13 protein-coding genes are annotated in these 22782 nt (G+C 40.9%); 11 read left to right on the top strand and 2 right to left on the bottom strand.

The window, feature by feature from the left end; all coding sequences use genetic code 11:
• Positions 1 to 412: 412 nt before the first annotated feature.
• Both AAGU76_RS16545 and ppdK read right to left on the bottom strand, forming a co-directional pair.
• Positions 413 to 1948 carry a hypothetical protein gene (locus AAGU76_RS16545; RefSeq protein WP_342486641.1) on the bottom strand — a complete coding sequence of 512 codons (1536 nt, stop codon included), beginning with the start codon at positions 1946 to 1948 and terminating at the stop codon, positions 413 to 415.
• 996 nt (positions 1949 to 2944) lie between these two features.
• Positions 2945 to 5569: a pyruvate, phosphate dikinase gene (ppdK, locus tag AAGU76_RS16540; RefSeq protein ID WP_342486640.1), complete on the bottom strand. Its 2625-nt coding sequence runs from the start codon at positions 5567 to 5569 to the stop codon at positions 2945 to 2947.
• Positions 5570 to 5828: 259 nt separating this feature from the next.
• Between ppdK and dxs the strand changes: the two genes are divergently transcribed.
• The 11 genes from dxs to AAGU76_RS16485 all read left to right on the top strand — a co-directional run bounded on the left by dxs (position 5829) and on the right by AAGU76_RS16485 (position 22168).
• Positions 5829 to 7694, top strand: a complete 1866-nt coding sequence (dxs, locus tag AAGU76_RS16535) for a 1-deoxy-D-xylulose-5-phosphate synthase (protein WP_342486639.1) — start codon at positions 5829 to 5831, stop codon at positions 7692 to 7694.
• On the top strand, positions 7691 to 8443 hold the full coding sequence (locus AAGU76_RS16530; protein ID WP_342486638.1) for a gamma-glutamyl-gamma-aminobutyrate hydrolase family protein: 753 nt from the start codon (positions 7691 to 7693) through the stop codon (positions 8441 to 8443). Before dxs ends, AAGU76_RS16530 begins: the two co-directional genes overlap by 4 nt.
• A 211-nt stretch (positions 8444 to 8654) precedes the next feature.
• Positions 8655 to 9734 (top strand): hypothetical protein, encoded by a 1080-nt coding sequence (locus AAGU76_RS16525; RefSeq protein ID WP_342486637.1) that lies wholly within the window; start codon positions 8655 to 8657, stop codon positions 9732 to 9734.
• A 45-nt stretch (positions 9735 to 9779) separates the two neighbouring features.
• Positions 9780 to 11960, top strand: a complete 2181-nt coding sequence (locus tag AAGU76_RS16520; RefSeq protein ID WP_342486636.1) for a U32 family peptidase — start codon at positions 9780 to 9782, stop codon at positions 11958 to 11960.
• Positions 11961 to 12094: 134 nt separating this feature from the next.
• Positions 12095 to 14476, top strand: coding sequence for an endonuclease MutS2 (locus AAGU76_RS16515; protein ID WP_342486635.1), 2382 nt, complete (start codon positions 12095 to 12097; stop codon positions 14474 to 14476).
• A 175-nt stretch (positions 14477 to 14651) separates the two neighbouring features.
• A complete protein-coding gene (locus AAGU76_RS16510; RefSeq protein WP_342486634.1) occupies positions 14652 to 15731 on the top strand; it encodes a GNAT family N-acetyltransferase in 1080 nt (359 codons plus the stop codon).
• A 149-nt stretch (positions 15732 to 15880) separates the two neighbouring features.
• Positions 15881 to 17587 (top strand): arginine--tRNA ligase, encoded by a 1707-nt coding sequence (argS, locus tag AAGU76_RS16505; RefSeq protein ID WP_342486633.1) that lies wholly within the window; start codon positions 15881 to 15883, stop codon positions 17585 to 17587.
• A 137-nt stretch (positions 17588 to 17724) separates the two neighbouring features.
• A complete protein-coding gene (locus AAGU76_RS16500) occupies positions 17725 to 18384 on the top strand; it encodes a transglycosylase SLT domain-containing protein (protein WP_342486632.1) in 660 nt (219 codons plus the stop codon).
• Between the two features lie 55 nt (positions 18385 to 18439).
• The gene (locus AAGU76_RS16495; RefSeq protein ID WP_342486631.1) at positions 18440 to 19315 is read left to right on the top strand and encodes a hypothetical protein; all 876 of its coding nucleotides are present in this window, start codon (positions 18440 to 18442) and stop codon (positions 19313 to 19315) included.
• On the top strand, positions 19312 to 21039 hold the full coding sequence (locus tag AAGU76_RS16490; protein WP_342486630.1) for a DUF4080 domain-containing protein: 1728 nt from the start codon (positions 19312 to 19314) through the stop codon (positions 21037 to 21039). Before AAGU76_RS16495 ends, AAGU76_RS16490 begins: the two co-directional genes overlap by 4 nt.
• Complete coding sequence (locus tag AAGU76_RS16485) at positions 21023 to 22168, top strand: tetratricopeptide repeat protein (RefSeq protein WP_342486629.1); 1146 nt, start codon at positions 21023 to 21025, stop codon at positions 22166 to 22168. Before AAGU76_RS16490 ends, AAGU76_RS16485 begins: the two co-directional genes overlap by 17 nt.
• Positions 22169 to 22782: the final 614 nt, after the last annotated feature.

The following is a 22782-nucleotide window of genomic DNA, read 5'->3' as shown; positions in this document are numbered from 1 at the left end:
TCTGGTACATCCAACCAGAAGGCTGGAATCAAACATGGTAAATATTCTTTTGTAGTTGGCCATATATCAAAAATGTACGGTGCAATTCCGTTATTGTCCCTAACTTTTATATTTGGTATTTGATACATTTCGCTAAAGTAACCATCAAAATATTTACTCCTTGGTCCACTCCTGCCATGAGGACAACCGGTATCTTTGTTACTTCCTATTTCACAGTGACACCACCAAGTGATATCTGTGACTTTGATTCCTAATTCATTCAGAGAATTAACAAATCTATAAACATTCTCTTTCTGAGTTATACAGTCAATATATCCATGTCCAACTGGCTGTATTTTGTAGTCCAGTAATAATTTATCAAGTGCTTTTTTATATTTGCATCAAAGTTATTCATAAAATCCTCATACAGAATCTAATTTAGGAGGAACTTCAACTCTCTTGTAAGATTGACTGAAAGCCTTTCCTTATGCTTCTCTATCAGAATTTGAATCTTATTTTTCTGTTGACTGCTTACTTGCACATATGACCTGTTAAAGGTAAAAATCCATCTTTGTATAGACTGCAACGCCAGTTTTTTTATGCTTTCTTCTTCAGCCGATAAGGCTTCCAGCATATAAATTAAGCGTTCCCATTTTGAAGCCTTGAAAAGGATAGCCGCACACTTAACTCTTGTATATTCATAAGGTGTGCCTTGAAAAATCTCAAAAGTTCTACTGAAATTCTGGACATTATATTTGAGAATTAGCTTTTGTGCAGTCTTTATCATTCCGATTCTGCTGTCAGTTAGCATATCTGTCAGGAGTGCTTTATATTTTTCACTATTCAGCCGCATTAAAGAAACTAAAGTAGCTCTAACGATCGCGATACGACTGTCATCAAGGTATTCTTCAATTATTTCTGCATCGATTAATTGCCCGATTTCTCCAATGCCTAATATTGCTGGAGCACCGGCTTTTTCAATGTTTTCTAAATATGTTGCCCGAAAATCAAAGTTCGGATTATATTTTAGAATAATACTACGTGCAAATGCTCTGACATAAGCATCTTTATCCATCAGTGCATTTACGCAAATATCATAAATTTCCCCTGCTTGTTTATCATAAAGGTATTGCAAAGCTAAAATACGGTTACGTGTAAATTTATCTCTCAACATGATTCGAGAGGGTTCAGCCATATCTATACCAATCTTGCGTAGTTTTTCAAATAAAACTGTACGCAAAAATGGTTCCGGCTCATCTGTCAGCCGTTCAAATGCCTTTTGAATATCCGGTTGAGAAGCTTCAAATAATGCTCCTATACAAATCCTACGAGTCCTTAAATTTTGGCTTTGTAAGCCTCTTGCTAAATCTTCCTTATGTTCTGGACTAACAAGCTTATCAAAAAATTTTTGGGTATATTCTCCATGCGAACCACGACTGCTCCACTTCAGTTTTTCAGCAAATGGTAATGAAGTAAGGATCTCGCCTTTGGACAGGTTTTGCATCCTTTTATCAAAAGCTTTACTGGCAGCTTGACGAACCTGCAAAACCCAATCGTTTTGCCGTAAAATAATGTATGGTAATGAGCCGTCATAATCGCCCATCATCTGGACAGCCCTCTCTCGAATAAAGCCGTTAGCGTTAAATGAAGCAAATATTAATACTGATTTACGCTCTTCTATATTCATTGTAGATGTGAAGAAATTTCCTATTTTTTGTTCACGCCAATTAATGTTCCACTCCATCGAAGTAGTTTGTCTCATCTGCATATCTATTCGGATGATATCATCAAAATCAAAACTTTTTAGTACATTGTTCAATGCTTTTGCAGCTAGAAGTTTGGATTGAGAATCTTCCTCGCTGAAAACGCAGAAAATCCAAGGAAGCCTCCTCAGGTCTCCTTCATTTAAAGCTTTTATGTTCTCCTCCAGATGCTCACCAAACCAACCTCGTTTTTTCTTCCAAAACATGATATCACCCCCTCTTTGGTAGACTGCTAAAACTTATTGGCAAACCAATTGCACCAATCGCTGATTTCTTTCTCACTCGTATTTGTAGACAAAAATGACAGGATACATTGTTTCATCTCGTTATATTTATCCAGAGCCTCTTTCTCCCTACTGGCAAAGGCTGTATGAACCATTAAACCATAAATTCCACAGGTAATCGCAAAAGGAATACCATGAGCATCTTATTCCAGAGTAATTCGAGCTCCTTCACGATGCTCTTCATCTTTTACAATAATCCATTTTTCGCTTCCTTCTGTGCCTATGGTAACGCCATTATCAATTTTGCTCCACATTTTAGTCCCTGCTTTCTCTAAAAGTTCCACTTCCATGATATGTATCAGCAAAACATAAATACTGTTTTCAACAGTAAGTGCATTGAATTACGTGCTCGATAATATCACTATCCCAACGACCATTCTCATTCCTTACCTTATCCAAGTCGCAAGATTTTTCTATAAGTTTATAGCGACCTGCTTTGATTAATTCCTGAATATACTCCAAACAATTCATGTAATCGACAGGACTATAAAACGAATCTCTTAAGAAAATATCATCACAGTATTTACACACAACAAATCCACCACCCTTATGAGTATTATATAATAATTGGCAATAACTATATAGAACTAAATTAAAATTCAGAATATGACTGCTAGTAGAGCAATCCTATTTTTTATATTGGAAAGAATTAATTATAAAAACTGTAGCATTGCTTGCAAATAGGCTAGTCTTCATTTTCCCATGTAAAAAGTGAGCCATAATTCAACCCTAAAAAGTGTTCCATAATGCATGTTTTTCAGTTATGAATCACTTGAAAAACACTGTTTTTAGTAAAAAAATAAGGTGCTGGTAGTCAAAATTTTATCTGTCAGCACCTTATTTACGTAATAATAAAATTCTCTTAACTCGTTATGCCTCAATGCTTTCACGCCATTGACATTACATTCAACTCAACGCTTACTTTGTCTTAATCGCTGCCTGGGCTGCTGCAAGTCTTGCTATGGGAACCCTGAAAGGCGAGCATGAAACGTAGTCCAGCCCTGTTTTGTGGAAAAATTCTACTGAGGCAGGGTCACCGCCGTGCTCTCCGCAAACGCCCATGTGAATGTGGTCTTTTGCTCCTCTTCCCAGTCTCACTGCCATTTCAACCATTTTGCCTACGCCGCCCTGATCGATGCTCTGGAAAGGATCCTGTTCGAGGATTCCTACTTCCCTGTAGTCGCTGATGAATTTTCCGGCGTCGTCTCTTGAATAACCAAACGTCATCTGAGTCAGGTCATTTGTCCCGAAGGAGAAGAAATCTGCGCTTTGTGCTATTTCATCGGCTGTCACGCATGCTCTTGGAACCTCTATCATTGTACCTACCAGGTACTTCAGATCCGAGCCCTTTTCATTTTTAACCTTTTCTGATGTCTCTGTAATTATCTTTCTTAAAAAGTCAAGCTCTTCCTTCTTGCCAACCAACGGAACCATTATTTCCGGAACCAGCGTGATGTTTTCTTCATCAGAAACCTCTATGGCAGCTTCTATGATGGCTCTTGTCTGCATTCTGGCTATTTCAGGATAGGTTATTGCAAGTCTGCATCCCCTGTGTCCCAGCATGGGGTTGAATTCGTGAAGGGAGTTTATAGTGTCCGTGAGCTTTTCAACCGGAATTTTCATGTCACGGGCCAGCTCCTCGATGTCATCCTTGTTTGTTGGAATGAATTCGTGCAGAGGAGGATCCAGAAGCCTTATGGTAACAGGTCTGATGCCCATGATTTTAAATATTTCTTTGAAGTCATTCTTCTGCATGGGCAGTATTTCTGCCAGTGCTTTTTCCCTTTGAGAAACATTTTCTGAAATTATCATTTTTCTTACAGAGAATATTCGGCTTTCCTCGAAGAACATGTGTTCCGTTCTGCAGAGGCCTATTCCTTCTGCTCCGAATTTCACCGCTGTGGAAGAATCGTTGGGAGTGTCGGCATTTGTTCTTATCTTAAGCCTTCTGAACTCATCAGCCCATTCCATCAGTTTTCCGAAGTTTCCGGAAATGTTGGCTTCAACGGTTTTGATTTTTCCTGTATAAACATTTCCTGTGGTTCCGTCAAGGGAGATGAAATCACCTTCCGTGTACGTCTTTCCCTGAACGGTCATGGTCTTTCTGGCTTCATCCACCAAGATTGTTTCGCAGCCTGCAACGCAGCATTTGCCCATTCCTCTGGCAACAACCGCCGCATGGGATGTCATTCCTCCTCTTGATGTAAGAATTCCCTTGGCCTTGTTCATTCCTTCTATATCTTCAGGAGATGTTTCCTTTCTAACAAGGATGGCTGCTTCACCTCTGCCTGCGGCTTCTACCGCTTCTTCAGCTGTGAAGTAAATTTTTCCTGTTGCAGCTCCGGGAGATGCAGGCAGTCCTTTTGCCACAGGAGTTGCCTTTTTCAGATCTTCAGGGTCAAACTTCGGATGGAGAAGCTGGTCTAAGGATTTGGGATCAACTCTCATTACGGCAGTCTTTTTGTCTATGAGGCCTTCGCCAACCATTTCTACAGCAGCTCTCAATGCTGCTTCGGCAGTTCTCTTTCCGTTTCGCGTCTGCAGGAAGTACAGTTTACCCTGCTCAATGGTGAATTCGATGTCCTGCATGTCTTTGTAGTGCTGTTCCAACGTGTTTGCAGCTTCCATGAATTCCTTGTATATCTCAGGCATTACTTCTTCAAGCTTGTCGATTATCAAAGGAGTCCTGATTCCTGCAACAACGTCTTCCCCCTGCGCATTGATCAGAAATTCTCCGAAAACTTTCTTTTCACCGGTGGAGGGGTTCCTGGTAAAGGCAACTCCGGTTCCGGACGTGTCTCCCATGTTTCCGAAAACCATTGACTGCACGTTTACGGCTGTTCCAAGGTTATGAGGGATGTCATACAGGTTTCTGTAAGTTATGGCTCTTTGGTTGTTCCAGGATTTAAAAACAGCTTCAACAGCCATCAGCAGCTGCTCTTCCGGATTCTGTGGGAAGTCGGTCTTTGTTTCATCCCTGTAGATTTTTTTGAATTCAACCACCAGGTCCTTAAGGTCATCGGCTGTCATATCCGTATCGTATTTGTAGTTGTTTTTTTCCTTGATGTCATCCAGGACGTTGTCAAATTTGTATTTTGGGATTTCCAAAACAACATCGCCGAACATCTGAATGAACCTTCTGTAGCTGTCATAGGCAAAACGGGTGTTTCCTGTGTTTTTTGCCATACCTTCCACGGTGTTGTCATTGAGGCCCAGGTTCAATATTGTATCCATCATTCCGGGCATTGAAAATGCTGCTCCCGAACGAACTGAAACCAGCAGCGGATTTTTGGCGTCTCCGAATTTCTTTCCGGTCTGTTCTTCAAGGAGTCCCAGGTGTGTCTTGATCTGACTTATGATTTCTTCGGTTAATTTTTTTCCTTTTTCGTAAAACTCTGTGCATGCTTCGGTTGTTACCGTCAGCCCAGGCGGCACGGGCAGCCCTATGTTTGTCATTTCAGACAGGTTGGCACCCTTTCCTCCAAGAAGGTACTTTTGCGAAGCGTTTCCTTCTCTAAATAAGTAAACCCATTTTTTGCTCATACATCCTCCATTAAATCAATATATAATTTCTTTATATTCCTTGAAATTTGTGAAGCTGTTACCATGAGTATGTCTCATTAACATTTTATCAGTATGAGTAACATCATTTTGACAAATATTATAGATAATAATATAACATATTTAGTTAAAAGTACAATATATTTTTTAGCTTGATATAAAAATAATTAATTTTGACATATATATTTAAACAATATATAATTATGTAATGCATAGAATTAATAATGCTTGAGAGGGAAAAATGAAATATCTGGATAAAATAAATTCGCCTGATGACCTGAAGACGCTGAAGACAAGCGAACTGCCCCTGGTAGCCAACGAACTTCGGGAATTCGTCATAAACAGCGTTTCGAAAACCGGCGGACACCTGGCTTCAAACCTGGGTGTTGTAGAGCTGACAGTGGCAATGCACTATGCTTTCAACACACCTCAGGACAAGATTGTATGGGATGTGGGGCATCAAAGCTATGTGCACAAGATCCTCACGGGCCGCAGGGAAGATATGCTGACTTTAAGGCAGTTAAACGGACTCAGCGGTTTTCCGAAAAGAGCCGAAAGCAGCTACGACTGCTTTGACACCGGCCACAGCAGCACGTCTGTTTCAGCTGCAATGGGAATAGCGAGGGCAAGAGACCTTAAAAACGAAGATTATGAGGTTGTTGCAGTCATCGGAGACGGAGCCCTTACAGGGGGAATGTCATTTGAAGCATTAAACGATGCCGGAAGAAGCAATACAAAATTAATAATAATACTTAACGATAACGAAATGTCCATATCCAAAAATGTTGGAGGACTGTCTAAATATTTAAGCAAGGTAAGGACTGACACCAGGTACCTTTCAACGAAAAAAGACTTAGAAAACTTCCTTAACAACATGCCTCTTGCAGGAAGAAAAGTCAAGGCATTTTTAAAGAGGGCCAAGGACGGCATCAAGCAGATGGTGGTTCCGGGAATGCTCTTTGAAGAGCTTGGTCTTACATACATGGGTCCCATAGACGGGCACAACATAAGCGAACTTCTTGATGCGTTCAAGACAGCCAAAAACATCGAGGGACCGCTTATTATGCACGTAATAACCAAGAAGGGAAGAGGATACAGGTTTGCAGAACAAAAGCCCAATGAATACCACGGCGTATCGCCATTTGATATAGAGACGGGAAAAAGCCTGAAAACATCCACTGTGGCATCTTATTCTGAAATATTCGGAAACAAGCTTTGCGAAATCGCAGAAAAAAACGGGAATGTGGTTGCCATAACTGCAGCCATGACAGACGGAACAGGGCTTGACGGGTTTGCAAAAAAATTTCCGAAAAGGATATTTGATGCGGGGATAGCCGAGCAGCATTCAGTGACCATGGCGGCGGGTCTGGCTTCCAACGGCATCATTCCAGTGGTGGCACTGTATTCTTCGTTTCTGCAAAGAGCTTATGACCAGATTGTACATGATGTTGCACTGCAAAACCTTCATGTGGTTTTTGCCGTAGACAGAGCAGGTCTGGTGGGAAATGACGGGGAAACGCACCAGGGTGTGTTTGACGAATCTTTTCTCATGCAGATACCAAACATGACCGTCATGTCACCGGCAGATTACAGGGAACTTGAAAGCATGCTGGACTATGCCGTCAACAGCATGTCAGGTCCTGTGGCCATAAGGTACCCCAGAGGCAGCATGAGGGATTATGTGAACCTGAGCTACAGAAAAATAGAAACCGGCAAGGGATATGTTGCAGAGGAAGGAAGCCATGTGACCATTGCTGCCTGTGGAAAGATGGTAGCCACAGCCGTAAAGGCAAGGGAAATTTTGAAAAGCTCCGGCATCGATGCGGAGGTTCTGAACCTGAGATTCATAAAGCCTCTGGACAGTGAGCTGTTGTTAAGCAGTGTCAAAAAGACCGGAAAGGCTGTAATAATAGATGAGACTGTACCCCTGGGATCATTTGCATCGGAAATAAAATCACTGCTTGCAGATAAAGCAGCAGTCATGGTCAGGACTCTTCCCGATGATTTCATAAAACACGGATCGGTGGAGGAACTGTTGAAGGAAAACAGGCTGGATGCCGAAAGCATAGCCGAGGATACGGTACGTTTTATGAGGAGGCAAGTATGAGGCCGATAATAGGAATTACTACTGATAAGGCTATGGAGGACGGGTTCTTTTACGAAAAGCTCAATGAAACAAACATAAGGGCTGTCATAAAGGCCGGAGGAGCAGCCATAATGCTTCCCATTACTGACGATGATGAGATTATTGAAAAATACATGGAATTAATTGACGGATTATACCTGACCGGAGGGGGTGACATAAATCCCCTTATTTTTGGTGAGGAGCCTATAAAACAGCTTGGTGCGGTGGACTATGACAGGGATGTTTTTGAAATGAAGCTTTGTAAAAAGGCTGCAGAAAAAAATATCCCCATGCTTGGAGTCTGCAGAGGCCAGCAGATTATGAACGTTGCAGCAGGCGGCACGCTGTACCAGGACATTTATGTGCAGCATACCGGAGCAAACGGACATTCACCGAGATTTGCACCTGGTGGTTTCGAACATCACAGTGTTGATATAAAAAGCAAAACAAAGCTTCACAGCATTATGGGAAATGGTGTTGTAAGGGTTAATTCTTTCCACCACCAGGCAGTCAGGGTTGCTGCTCCTGGATATACAGTCAGCGCATATTCAAAGGATGGAATAATTGAAGCAATCGAATCCGATGAACTTGCATTTGCAGTGGGTGTACAGTGGCATCCGGAGGTTATGCTGGACAGGTATCCTGAGGTTATAGCTCTGTACCGGGCTTTAATAGAGGCAGCAGAAAATTATACAAGGACAAAGACATCAAACCCGCACAGCTTACGCTAAGGCGGGTTTTTTTATGCTAAGAGAGCAGAGAGGCTGATATTAGCAAAATATGTAAATCAAAATAAAAGACAAAATGTATTATTTACTATTGAAATTTTAAGCAATTTCCTTTAATATTAATATATAATCTCAGAAAATATGAAAATTCAAATAGAAGAACAGTTTTTACTTAAATCCAGGAACTGAAGAAAAATAAAAAGGGGATTTGTATATGAATAAAATAGAAATTGTAATTGGTGATAAAAAATACAACGTCAAGACAGATGAAAGTCCCGAATATGTCAAGAATATAGAAACAATTCTCAATGATCAGATAAATGCCATAGCAAATTCAAACAAGCGATTCAACGACATTGACAAACTTATTTTGTCATCCTTTGTCATTGTCGACAAATATATAAAGCTTACAAAGGAAGTAACCGACTACAAAAAGGAAATATGCGATGAAATTCAGCTTTTAAAGGAAGAAAAGCAAAAGGCCGTCCTTGAAATGGAGGAAGCTGCCCACAGGTCCTCAGAGGCAGTTCTTGAAAAGGAAAAGTACAGGGAAAAGCTCCTGGCTAAGGACAATGACAGGGAATATCTCAACTCTCAGATAACAAAGCTACAGGACAAAATAAGCGAGCAGGAGCAGCAGCTTTTGAAGAGCGAGATGCTCATAAACGAGCTTAAGCTTAAAAACGAGGAGCTTAACGATGCGTGCGAGGAACTGTCCAAGGAGAGGGAAAACTTCACCAAGGAACTGAGCTTTATGAACAACACAAAGAGCAGCTTGAACGGAAGGATATCAAAGCTTCAGCTTAAGCTTAACGAACGTGAGCAGTATGTGGCGCAGCTTGAGAAGAGCATAAGGGAACTTAAGAGCAGCATTGAGGACAAATCCCAGAAGATTTATAACTTCTCGGATGATCAGCAGAAAATGAATCTGATGATGGAATCCAAGCAAAAGGACATCGACTCCCTCAACAATAAAATCATGGCTCTTCAAAACAAGCTCAATGAAAAGGATGAAGTCATAAGCGCCAGGGACAGGGTCATTGCAGAGCTAAAATCAAGCACCGAGGAGCTTAAGAAAAAATATGACAGTATAAACGACGAGAAGGAAAAATACCTTGAGGAACTTCTCATGACCAACAATGACAAGGAAAACCTCATCAACAGCATAAATGAGCTTCAGGACAGGCTCAACCGCAAGGAAACCGAAAACTTTCAAAACCAGCTTGAGATAAACAAGCTCAAGAAGGACAACAAGGATCTTTTGGAGCTTCTTGAGGAAGAAACGTCCAATTAAACAAAAGGAACGCATCTGCGTTCTTTTTTAGAAACAGGAGATAAGATGAAAAAACAAACAGAACTACTGGCACCTGCTGGAAGCATGGAATCATTCTACGCAGCCGTAAACAGCGGAGCGGACTCCGTGTACCTGGGGGGAAAACTATTCAATGCAAGACAAAATTCGCAAAACTTTGATAACGAGGAGATGAAGCACATCATACGCTATGCTCACAACAAGGGCGTTAAGGTGTATGTGACACTGAACATCGTGCTTAAGGACACAGAAATTGCTGATGCCTTAAATTACGCCGCTTTTTTGCATGACAACGATGCTGATGCTGTTATTGTGCAGGATTTGGGGATGCTTTTCCTCATAAAGCGGTTCATTCCCGGCTTAAATGTGAACATGAGCACTCAGGCTTCGGTGTATGATGAATTCGGAGTAAGATTTTTTGATGAGTTTCACGTAAACAAGGTTATAATGGCCAGGGAACTTTCTGTGGAAAATCTCAGGGAAACCATAAAAAACACAGACACAGACCTGGAGGTATTCATCCATGGGGCCCTTTGCACATGCTATTCAGGTCAGTGCTACATGTCCAGCTTTTTGGGAGGAAGAAGCGGGAACCGCGGCAAATGTGCACAGCCGTGCAGGCTAAGCTACAGCTTCTACGACAGACAAAGAAAGTCGGAAGTGGAAGACTTTGAAACCATGCCTGTCTTAAGCCTTAAGGACTTCAACGCCGGTGCATCCTTAGGAGAGCTTATTGACTTGGGCATTTCCACATTTAAGATTGAAGGACGAATGAAAGGACCAGAATACACCTCTGCGGTGGTTGAATACTACAGACAGATCATCGATAACCACCTCAGCGGCAGGAAAGAGGACACAGCTGCACTTGAGAAAAAGGCAATATCAACCTTCAGCAGAGGGTACACCAACGGTTATCTCAAACCCTCCAAGGAAGACGAAATGTTTGCAAGAACCAGCTCCGGAGTAAAGGGCGACGACATAGAAGACATACAGGAAGAGACAAAGGACAAGGCAACAGAGTTTTCTGCTTTCAGAAGGAACAAACTGAGATTTGAAATCATCCTTAAAATAGGAGAGAAGGCAGTATTGAAAGCAACGGACGGCAGTAACCATACTGTTGTAAACAGTGCGGAAGCGTGCGAAACAAGCATAAAAAATCCGGCCACAGAGGAAATAATAAAGGAACAGTTGGGAAAACTGGGAAATACTATATATGAACTTGAAGATTTGAAAATAATCAAAGATGAAGATGTGTTCCTGCGCAAGAGCACCTTGAACCAATTAAGGCGCGAAGCAACAGAAGCGCTGTACCAGGCGGGAGCCATTGTCCATCAAAGAAAGGAAATCGGTGCGATCCCGCATTCCAGCATCTTTGCTTTTACATCTGCCAAGAAAAATCCGAAGCCAAAACTGAGCCTTAAGATAAACTCCGCTGATGAGATCAGCCTCATTGACAGCATGAAGGTCAAAAGGGTTTACATGCCGTTTCAACTTGACGCGGCATCATTAAAAAACATTGAAGTGGATGAAAAATACCTGTGGATACCCAACATAGTATCAGTCAGTGATTATAAGGTTCTAGCGGAAAACATGAAGCTTTACGAGGAAGTGTTCGGGGGTGTTTGCATAAACAACATTGGAACCCTGCAGTTTTTTAAAGAGAATAGCAGTCTGAGGATTCACTGCGGACCGTTTTTTAATGTCATAAATTCATTTTCTGCTGAGCTTTTAAGGAAGAAGGGAGCAGAAGGCTTCACATTTTCCATAGAAGCAAACATCAGGGACATGGAAAGCATTACAATAAACACATCGCTTAACACGGAAGTTGTTGCACACGCCTATGCGCAGCTCATGGTCATGAAAAACTGTCCAATGTCCATGCTTAAAAACTGCAAAAACCTTCAGGACTGCGACAAATGTCAGTACAAAGACAGCATTTCCCTTAAGGACAGGAAGGGTGTTTACTTCAACGTCGAAAGGGATAGGCGCCTTACCCACATCTACAACAGCGTTCCTCTGACAATACTGGACAGGGCCGATGACTTCATAAGGGCAGGCATCGACTACTTCATGGTTGACACGAAATATCTGGAGGAGCCAGAGGAAATAATAGATGCAATGTACTGCAGCATAAACGGAGTAAGGACACCGGCGGTCCTCAGGGAAAATTCCTTTACACGGGGCCACTACCTAAAAAACATATTGTAATTAGTTAAAGTTAATAATTAAGAATGAAGAATTAAGAATTAATTGTTGGAATTTTACAAGCAAAATTCCTTCCATAATTTTTAATTCTAAACTATTAACTCTTAATTCTTAATTAATAAAAGAAGGGATTGGAAATGAAGCAAAAATCAAAATCAGTCTTGGAATTTGACAAGATTATAGGGAAACTGGCGGAGTTTGCGGAAACTTCAAACGGCAAGAACGAAGTTTTGCGCCTAGACGTATCTTCAGACCTTGACGGGGCAACTTTCAGGCAAAAGGAAACTGCGCAGGCCCTTTCCATCATAATTGAAAAAGGAAACCCTCCCATGGGAGGAATATACGATATAAAGGAATACGTAAAAAGAGGTTCCGTAGGGGGGATAATATCCCTGAGGGGTCTCGTTAACTGCGCCGACACACTAAGGGCTGCCAGGCTTGTAAAAAATTACGTGCTCCTGAACAACAAGGAAGACCGTGACTACAGCATGCTTGAAAAGCTGTGTATGGACATATACACAAACAAGGATACAGAAGATGAAATTTACCGGGTAATCATCAGCGAAGAAGAAATTGCCGACGATGCAAGCCCAGAGCTTAAACGAATCAGACGGGAAATCCAGATTAAGAACAACGCCATAAAGAACAAGATCAATCAAATTGTCAGCTCATCTGCAATGCAGAAGTATCTGCAGGAAAGCATCGTGACCATGAGAAACGACAGGTATGTTATTCCTGTGCGCAAGGAATACCGCTCAATGGTAAGAGGGATCATCCACGACCAGTCTTCAACAGGCTCCACATTGTTCATTGAGCCCATTGCCGTAGTGGAGATGACCAATGACATAGCAAATCTCAAGACAGAAGAAAAGAAGGAAGTTGAAAGGATACTGCTTGAGCTCAGCGGCATGATCGGAGCTGTAAGCGAAGAAATGATCACCAATCAGGAGATACTGACCAAACTGGACTTCATATTTGCAAAGGGCAAGTATGCAATCAGCATCAATGCAGTAGAGCCCGGGATAAACGACAGAGGATACATCCGCATTAAGAAAGGACGGCATCCCCTCATTGACCCCAAGATTGTGGTTCCCATAGACGCATGGCTTGGAGATGGGTTCACAACCCTCATAATTACCGGACCTAATACCGGAGGAAAAACTGTATCATTAAAAACCCTGGGGCTCTTTTCACTCATGGGAATGGCAGGTCTTCATATTCCTGCAGAGTACGGAACAGAGATTTCAACGTTCAGCGCCGTGTACGCAGACATCGGAGACGAACAGAGCATAGAGCAAAGTCTGAGCACCTTCTCCTCTCATATGACGAACATAGTGAAGATTATGAAGGAAGTGGACGAAAGGTCCTTTGTGCTTTTCGACGAACTGGGAGCCGGTACAGACCCCACGGAAGGAGCTGCTCTTGCAATTGCAATACTTGACACGTTGCATGACAAAAAAATCGTCACGGCTGCAACAACACATTACAGCGAGCTGAAGCTTTATGCCCTGAACACTGAAGGCGTCATAAACGCCAGCGTGGAGTTCAACGTTGAAACACTGAGTCCAACCTACAAGCTTCTCATAGGTGTTCCGGGGAAGTCAAATGCCTTTGAAATATCTAAAAAGCTCGGTCTTGGCCAGCAGATAATAGATAAGGCAAAAAAAACCATCGAAACAGACAAGGTTGAATTTGAAGATGCGTTAAAGCAAATTGAAGACAACAGAATATACATGGAAGAAAAGAAAAGGGAAATCGACAGACTTGACGAACAAAGCAAAAAAAAGCACGCAGACTTCATCGCCAAGGAAAGAAAGTCTCTTGAAAAGAGTGAAAAGCTCGTTGACGAAGCAAACTACGAAGCAAGAAAGATCGTTGAAAACGCCAGAAAGGAAGCTGCCGAAATAATCAAGGAATTAAGGAAATTAAACCTTGAAATGGACAGGGACAAAAACCGAAGGGTAAACGATCTGAGACAAAATCTGAATGATATGACAAAACAGCTTGAAGACAACAACAAGTTTACAGAACAAATCTACGAGGAAGACAATTACGACACAAACGGTGAAATACAAAAGGGAGATGCTGTCACTGTAAAAAGCCTAAACCAGAAGGGATTTGTCATTTCAGACGCAGACAGTTCGCAAAACGTCATGGTACAGCTGGGTCTCATTAAAATGAAGGTCAAGAAGTCCGATTTGATTAAAATAAAATCGGATGAGGAAGTAAAACAAAAGACCAACACCTCAAGAATGATAAAGCTGAAGACATCCTCCATCAATCCGGTTATTGACCTGAGGGGACTTAACCTGGACGAAGCACTTCTTGAACTCGACAAATATCTGGACGACGCATTCATGTCCAACCTGAACGAAGTGCAGGTTATTCACGGCAAGGGCATGGGAATACTCCGTGAGGGGGTGACGCAGTTTCTTAAAAAGCACAAGCATGTGAAGGAATCCAGGCTTGGCTCCTTCAATGAAGGAGGAGACGGCGTGACCATAGTGACTTTCAAGTAGGTCAAATATAACAGCTCAATAATCAAAACGACCCGGCAGGGTCGTTTCTTTTATACAATAACGCAGAGCGCTTACAAATAATAGAAATAATTAAATTATTTGCATTTTTATGTTGCAAACATTATAATAAAATACAAAAAGCATAAAATAGAAGCAAAATTTTACTGGAGGTCTTATGGAAAGAGAAATAGTAAGATTGGACATGGATAGGGATTTTGAAGCTTTTGAAGAACTTTCCGTCATATCTTTCGGAGAAGGAACAAACAGCAAGAAGGAAATGTATCAATGGCTTTTTGATAAAAACCCATACAATAAATCAGGAAACATGATGTACCTTTTAAAAGAAGGAGATAAGGTAATAGGCTGCGACGGCCTTTTGCCAAACGAGCTTTACGTTAACGGCAAGGTTCTTCTCACCGCCCATTCCGTCAAGTCCATGACTCACCCGGACTACAAGAAGCAGGGAATATTCAGAACCATGACACAGAACTCCTGCGAGAGAGGGCTTAAGGACGGTGTCGATGTAGTAATAGGTCTCGCAAACGACCAGTCATACCCTGCATACCAAAGGTTCGGATGGCCTACGCTGTTTGAAAAGGAAGTGTATGTAAAGCCAATATTAATAAACAACATATTGAAAAGAAGAATTAAGGTAGGATTCCTTGCTTCCATGGGAAATGCCGTTTATTCGTCATACATGAAAAATAAGCTCAAAAATCAGATGGACAAGGAAATCACCTTTGAAATACTTGACAGGGTGCCGGAAAAAGTTCAAGAATGCTGGGACAAATACAAATCAAAGTACAGCGTCATGCTTGTCCGTGACTACAAGTATCTGAACTACCGATACAATGAAAGACCAGACGTTAATTATGTGACGGTCCTGGCAAAGCATAAAGGTGAGATAATAGGATTTGCAATACTCCACAATTCCGTTGCCAACGGCTCAAAAATGACGTCAGCCGTGGAATTTTTCACGGATCCCACAAGCGAAAGATACATAAAGTCACTGGCTGACGGCCTTGCCAAGTACTGCTATGAAAACGACCTGGAATATGTGGTCATAGGCACGGGTCTTTACGGAAAATACAAAAAAGCATTGTTGGATAACGGCTTCATGATTACTAGAAAGCCTCCGAAAAACAACATGATGATAGCCAACATACTGTCAGACAGGGTTACTCTGGAAGAAATAACAGGACACGAGAATTGGCACATAACGCAGGGTGACGGGGAAACAGAGCTGGACCTTTAGAAGAAACAGACGCGGTCAGGAAAATTAAAAAAATCTATTGCTTATCAACTGCGAAATCAATGGTTCTATCTTGCTCATGCATTGACATTGAAATACAGCTGTGATATTATAACCTAAACTAATACAAGGGATTACATTGGAGGAAAGAGATGGATTTTAAAGAAAAGGTAGCAGAGCTATTCACTTCCATAGAGACTGACTTGTCCATGGATGATGCTCTTCAGTTAATAGAGACACCGCCAAGCCAGGACATGGGCGATTATGCCGTTCCATGTTTTAAGTTTGCAAAAAAATACAGAAAAGCACCTAATGCAATTTCAGCGGAAATCGCAGAAAAAATCGGAACCGTTGATGCGTTTGAAAAAATTGAAAGCAACGGACCCTACGTAAACTTTTTCGTTGACAAGAAGCATTTTGCTGAAAGAATCTTAAAGGAAGCTTTCGGCCAAAAAGAAGACTTCGGAAGCACAAAGGTAGGACAGGGAAAAACAGTCATAGTTGAGTTTTCATCTCCCAACATTGCAAAGCCGTTCCATATAGGACACATACGTTCTACGCTCATAGGAAATTCAATATTCAAAATATACAAGTACTTAGGATACAACACTATAACCATAAACCACCTGGGAGATTACGGCACTCAGTTCGGAATGCTTATTTCAGCATATAAGAAATGGGGAACTCCGGAAATAGTTGAAGCAATAGAAAAAGATCCTATTCCTGAACTTCTGAAGCTGTATGTTAGATACAACCAGGAAATAGAAGTTCACCCTGAATACAAGGACGAAGCAAGATACTGGTTCAAGGAGCTGGAGACGGGGAATGAGGAAGCTCACAGGCTTTGGGCATGGTTCAGGGAAGTGAGCCTTAAGGAATTCAACCGCGTATACGACATGTTCGGAATCAAGTTTGACTCATATGCAGGAGAAAGCTTCTATTCCGACAAAATGCCTGCCATCTTGGATGAACTCGAAGATAAGTGCCTTTTGAAGGATTCGGAGGGAGCAAAAATTGTTGAGCTTCAGGAATACGGCCTGACAGATGCTGTAATTCAAAAAAGCGACGGTTCTACGCTGTATGTAACAAGAGACATTGCAGCAGCCATGTACCGAAAGAAGACTTACGATTTCTATAAAAACATATATGTTGTAGGAGCACCGCAAAAACTTCACTTTGACCAGTGGAGAAAAATCATCGATCTGATGGGGTATGACTGGGCATACGACTGTGTCCATGTAATGTTCGGAACAGTGAGCCTGGAAGACGGAGCGCTGGCAACACGTAAGGGAAGAGTCGTGTTCCTTGAAGATGTATTGAAAAAAGCCATAGAAAAGACAACAGAAATAATAGATGAAAGAAATCCAAATCTTGAAAACAAGGAAGAGGTTGCAAAACAGGTGGGAATAGGAGCCGTTATATTCCAGGAACTGTTTAACAACCGAATAAAGGATTACATGTTCTCATGGGAAAAGACGCTGAGCTTTGAAGGTGAAACCGGACCTTACGTTCAGTACACCTACGCAAGAACATGCAGTCTGCTGAGAAAGGCTACAGTTGAAATCGACGACAGCGTTGACTATTCTGTGCTTACTGACAAGGAAGCCTTCAACGTCATCAGGAAGCTTGAAGGATTTAAGGCTGCAGTGCTGGGAGCCCACGAAAAATACGAGCCGTTCTTCATCACTAGGTACATTGTAAGCCTTGCACAAGAGTTCAACCGTTTCTATCACGAGTGTCCTATCATAGTTGAAGACACTGAGGTACAGAAGGCCAGACTTCTGCTGACTCAGTCAGTGAACTCTGTTCTTAAAAAAGGAATGGAACTTCTGGGAATGGAAACACCCGAAAAGATGTAATATTATAGTCCATGCTGGTCATGGACTTTTCTTATCTGCTAAAAACAATCAAATTTCAACAATACATCCCTTTATTCTCTGTTGACCTGTAAATGTTGCTAAAATATAATTAATCAACAAACGAAAAGGGTGATAAGATGAAACGCGAAAAATACATGACAGTGCTGCTGGTGATTTGTGTTTTTTCCTACTTCATGATGGTTAATTTGAGCATGACGGCTGAAGCCGAAGATTTATCCAGATATTACGGCTCGGAAGTAAACACGGACAGGCGGGATACCTTTATATTTGATTTAAGAGATTCGTATATAAACGAGAAAAAACTGGTGCAATACACTCAAAATCTTACTGAACTTGACTACGGCGGCTGTGAATTTCTGGTGAAGGAAAGCAAAAAAGAAAACATTGATCCGTTTCTTGTGCTTGGCGTCATCAAAAGGGAAAGCAATTTTAATCCCCAAGCCAGGGGTGCTGCCGGAGAGCGGGGTTTGGGACAGCTTATGGACAACACTGCACGAATCGTCGCAAACAACCTGGGATACACATACAATGAAGACGAACTGTTTGATGCGAAATACAACCTGAAGCTTACGATTACGCAGCTTTCTTACCTTGTGAACCTTTACGGCGGAGACATTCATATGGCGCTTACGGCCTACAACAGAGGACAGCAGGGGCTTTCAGATTACATGGAAATGAGGCGCCACTTTGAAACACCGGGTCAAAGCGATTATTCAGCCACTGTTTTGCAGTTTGCAAACCAGTATAAAGAAGAGTTTGATAATTTCATCAATTGAATGTATAATAGAATCGCAGTTCGCTGCAGATTCTATTTTTTTACAAGGAGCATGTATGCTTTCAAAAATACAAAATCTTCTTTACAGCTGCTATGGGGAAAATACTACGGACAAGTTGCCGGACATAAGGTTTCAGCTGTTTTTAACTGCGGTGAAATCGATGATGCCTTATGAGGACAAAATAGGATGTTACCTGGATCTGAAAAGATACAACAATGAAATTGAACTTCTTAAGCTCTACAAAAACGGGCGGGATGATTCTCTTGAAAGTTACCTGAAAACCAGCAAGGCCGGTGAAGAAGAAGACAAACTTATGGAATATAAAATACTTCCTGCTGTTATTGCAAACACGGAATGGGATAACATTGTTAATGAAGCTGTAAAGGCAGCAACGTTTTTTTCTGTCAGCAATACAACCATACTGGACTCAATTCTTTTATCGTCGGCAGTGCATGACTTCCTAAAAGAAGAAGATGCTGAATATGACGTTATAGAAAAAAATGCAAAGGAAAGGCTTATAGATTTTTCCTTGAAGGAATATTCTCAAAAGAACAATTTTGAACTGAACAAAAGAAACATAATAGATTATGAGAGGGAAAGAATCAAAAAAATTTCCACATCAGATATTTATTCTGAGGATTACATACAAAAGTTCAGCTTGCTCAGGCACATCTTCAACATGAATGCTGCGGTGGGAGAATACAACGAAGAATTGCTTTCAAGCTATTCTTCATATCTTTTGAAGCTGCGAAAGGGTATCATCAGCCCGGAAAAACTGAAAATGCCTGAAGGGAGAATACCGGAGCTCAGGGAATTTTTTAAGTCTCAGACATTCAGCCACCCTCTTTTAGGAAAGTGTAAAATAGTAAAGAGGTCCGAAGAATATGTGGTGCTTAGAAACAAGACAGGACTAATGAAGGTGAACATATGAAAATACTTTTGACAACTCTTGATTCAAAATTCATCCACGCCAATCTGGCTGTGAGATATCTGAAAAAATTCTGCAGGGATGACGGCTTTGACATAGAAATAAAAGAATTTACCATAAATCAGAAGCAGGAATACATACTTGGCGAAATCTTTTCAGCAAATCCTGATATAGTTTGTTTCTCGTGCTACATATGGAACATTGAGTTCGTAAAGGAACTCAGCTATATAATTAAAGAAGCAAAAAGCAGCATCCAAATATTGTACGGCGGTCCCGAAGTTTCTTTTGAGGTAGAAAAACTTATGGAGGAACAGCCCTATGCGGACTTTGTGATATTCGGGGAAGGAGAAGCGACATTCAGGGAATTCCTGCTTGAATACCATAAGCAGTACCCAGACTTTGGGGCGGTGAAAGGACTGGCTTTTCGAAAAGACGGCTGCGTTGTCATAAATGAAGAAAGAAATCTCATTATGAATTTAGATAGTGTCAACTATCCCTACGAAGAAGAAGAAAGCTTTGAAGACAAGATAATATATTACGAATCTTCCAGAGGATGCCCCTTTTGCTGCAGCTTCTGCATGTCTTCCATAGATAAAAGGATGAGGACATTTTCTCTGCAAAGAGTTAGAAACGACCTGGCAAAGCTTTTAAAAACAAAAGCAAGGCAGATAAAGTTCGTGGACAGGACATTCAACGCAGACTACAAAAGGTCCATGGAAATAATAAACTTCATAGTGGACAACAACAAAAACAACATGACAATTCATTTTGAAATAACAGCAGATATTATAAACAGAGAATTTCTTGACTTTATAGGCACTCTTCCCGTAAACATGTTTCAGTTTGAAATCGGAGTGCAGTCGCTGAACGAAGAAACACTGAAGGAAATAAACAGACACATGGACATTGATAAGCTGTTTGAAACAGTAAGATTCATAGAGAATAAAAGAAATATTCACCTGCACCTGGACCTCATAGCAGGGCTCCCGTACGAAGGCTATGATTCATTTAAGAAGTCCTTTGACGGATTGCACAGCCTGAACTGCGAAAAAATACAGCTTGGATTTCTCAAGATTTTAAAGGGAACGAAGATTTACGAAGACAGATTCAAGCACGGCATCAGGTACAGGCGAACGGCACCCTACGAAGTCATACGCACAAATTACATTACGGTTGATGAAATTTTGAAGCTAAAAGACATAGAAGAGCTCGTAGACAAATATTACAACGAAAAATATTTCGAACAAACTCTTGAGTATGTTACAGCTGAATTTTTCCCTGAATCAGCCTTTAAATTTTACGAATCCTTCAGTTTGTTTTGGAAGCAAAACGGATTGTACAAGGTTTCACACAGCAGAAAAAAGCTTTACAAAATAATGTATGATTATATAAAATACATAAATGGAGCGGACAGTCAATTCTTAGACTGTATGAGGTACGATTATGTGTACAACAATCAGTTTGAGGACCTGCCAGAATATCTTGGGAGGGAAAGCGAAGAAAAGTACAGGTTCATCAAAAGAAGCATTTCAAACGATGAGCATTTTAAAAACAAGTACTTTCCCGGTGCAGGGAAGGACGAAAAGGTGATTAATGAGTTCAGAATCGTTGAAATAGGCAAAGACGCAATATTGTTTGTGTACAGTGATAAAAACAACATATTCAACAGGTGCGGTACATATGTAATCAATGATTTAATAAGGAGAGACTATGAACAAAAGAGATAAATATTTTCATGAATATTTTGAAAAGAAAAGAAATGACATATCCTTTATAACATTAAAAAAGGGTGCAGCCATAAGCTTCAAGGAAAAAACATACAATACGGGCAAGGAACTTCCTGTTCCCGTGAGAGTTGAAAAGCTCATGGAGGACATAAAAAAGCAAAACGAAAGAGACGGCATAACGCTGAACAGCATCATTGACGGAATCATTGCGGTTAAAGGCACAGATAAAGACTTTGAATTCATGAATGATTACGATGAAATGCTTGATGAACTGAAATTTGACATAAAACCGTATATAATCTACTGCATAAACAAATTTGGTGACGGTGAAGCCAAGGACGCAGTTCTTTACGCCAGGGCACTGGTAAACATCGAAGAAAACGAAAAAAGCTGCTTCATATATGCATCGTCATTGGAAAAAATGGGGATGGAACAAAGCACTACGGGGAAAGAAAAAACAGCACAGTACTTTTTGGAAGAAGCCCTGAAATACTTTGAGAAAACCCTGGATTACGATGACAAGTTTGTTTTGTCTCTTTACAAGCTTGGATATTACTACAAGCGGCAGCAGCAGTATGTGAAGGCTATGATTATATGGGAAAAACATCAGGAGCTGGATGATGATGCAATTAGAATAGATGAAGTAAGAAATGAGCTCATCGAACTGAAACCTTTGGTAGATTATGAAAACGGGTACAATCTTGTTCTTAAGGAAAGGCCTCTGGAAGGTCTTGATCTGCTGCTTCCTCTTGTGAAGGACTTCGGAGGCTGGTGGAATCTGTTGTTTTTCATTGGACTTGCCTATAGAATGCTGGGTGAGTATGAAATTGCGGAAACCTATTTTGAAAATGTGTTAAAGATTGAAAACATGCAGAAGGATGCTTTAAACGAGCTGGGCATGTGCAAAATATGCAGACATAAGTATGTTGAAGCCGAGGAACTGTTCTCCACTTTGCTCAGCATAGATCCCGGCAACTGCGAAGTATTCTGCAACCGTGCTGTTGCATGTTACTACAGCAATCAGATAGAAAGAGCAAAAGAAGACATTCAGACAGCTCTTAAGATAAACCCTGATGATCCTGTTGCTTTGAGCATAAAGGAAGAAATAGAAAAACATGAAAATCAATAAATGCAATGAACGCAGAAATGCGTTCATTTTCATTTGCAATGGAACAGTCTCTCAGGGATAATCAGAGGTCTGCAAGTGTACGGCCAGGGTCAATATCTGATAGGAATGAAGATGACGGCAGAAATTTAGCGGCAGGAAAAAAGTTATTTCAAAGGGTAAAAAGGGGATTGACAAAGATAAATAAGTGAGCTACAATATAAAAGCACTTCAGCCTTAGAAGCTGGGTGAGCAAATATTAATTGAAAAACAAGTTAAAAACCAGTTGACATTATCAGCCGGTTGTGATAAACTAACAAAGCTGTCGAACTTGACAGAATAAACAAAGAAAAAGATAGTTTTGAAAAGAAGAAAAAACTTCTTGACAAGCAGCAACAAACGTGATAAACTGTTCAAGCTGTCTCGAAAGAGCAGCGGTTGAGAAAAAAGAAAGTTAAAAAAGTTCTTGACAAGTTAAAGCGAATGTGCTAAACTATTAAAGCTGTCTCAAATGACAGCAACGAACATAGACAATAAAACAGCATAAGAAACCTTTGAGAGTTCTAAAAAAGAACAAAACAAAAGTAATGAAAAGACAGATAATGCTATGCGTTATCTTGAGCAAGAATATTAAACGA

Source organism: Sedimentibacter sp. (genome assembly GCF_038562225.1).
In the GTDB taxonomy this organism is placed as follows: domain Bacteria; phylum Bacillota; class Clostridia; order Tissierellales; family Sedimentibacteraceae; genus Sedimentibacter.
The sequence above is the reverse complement of the archived record's forward strand: the minus strand, read 5'-3'. Positions and strand labels throughout refer to the sequence as shown.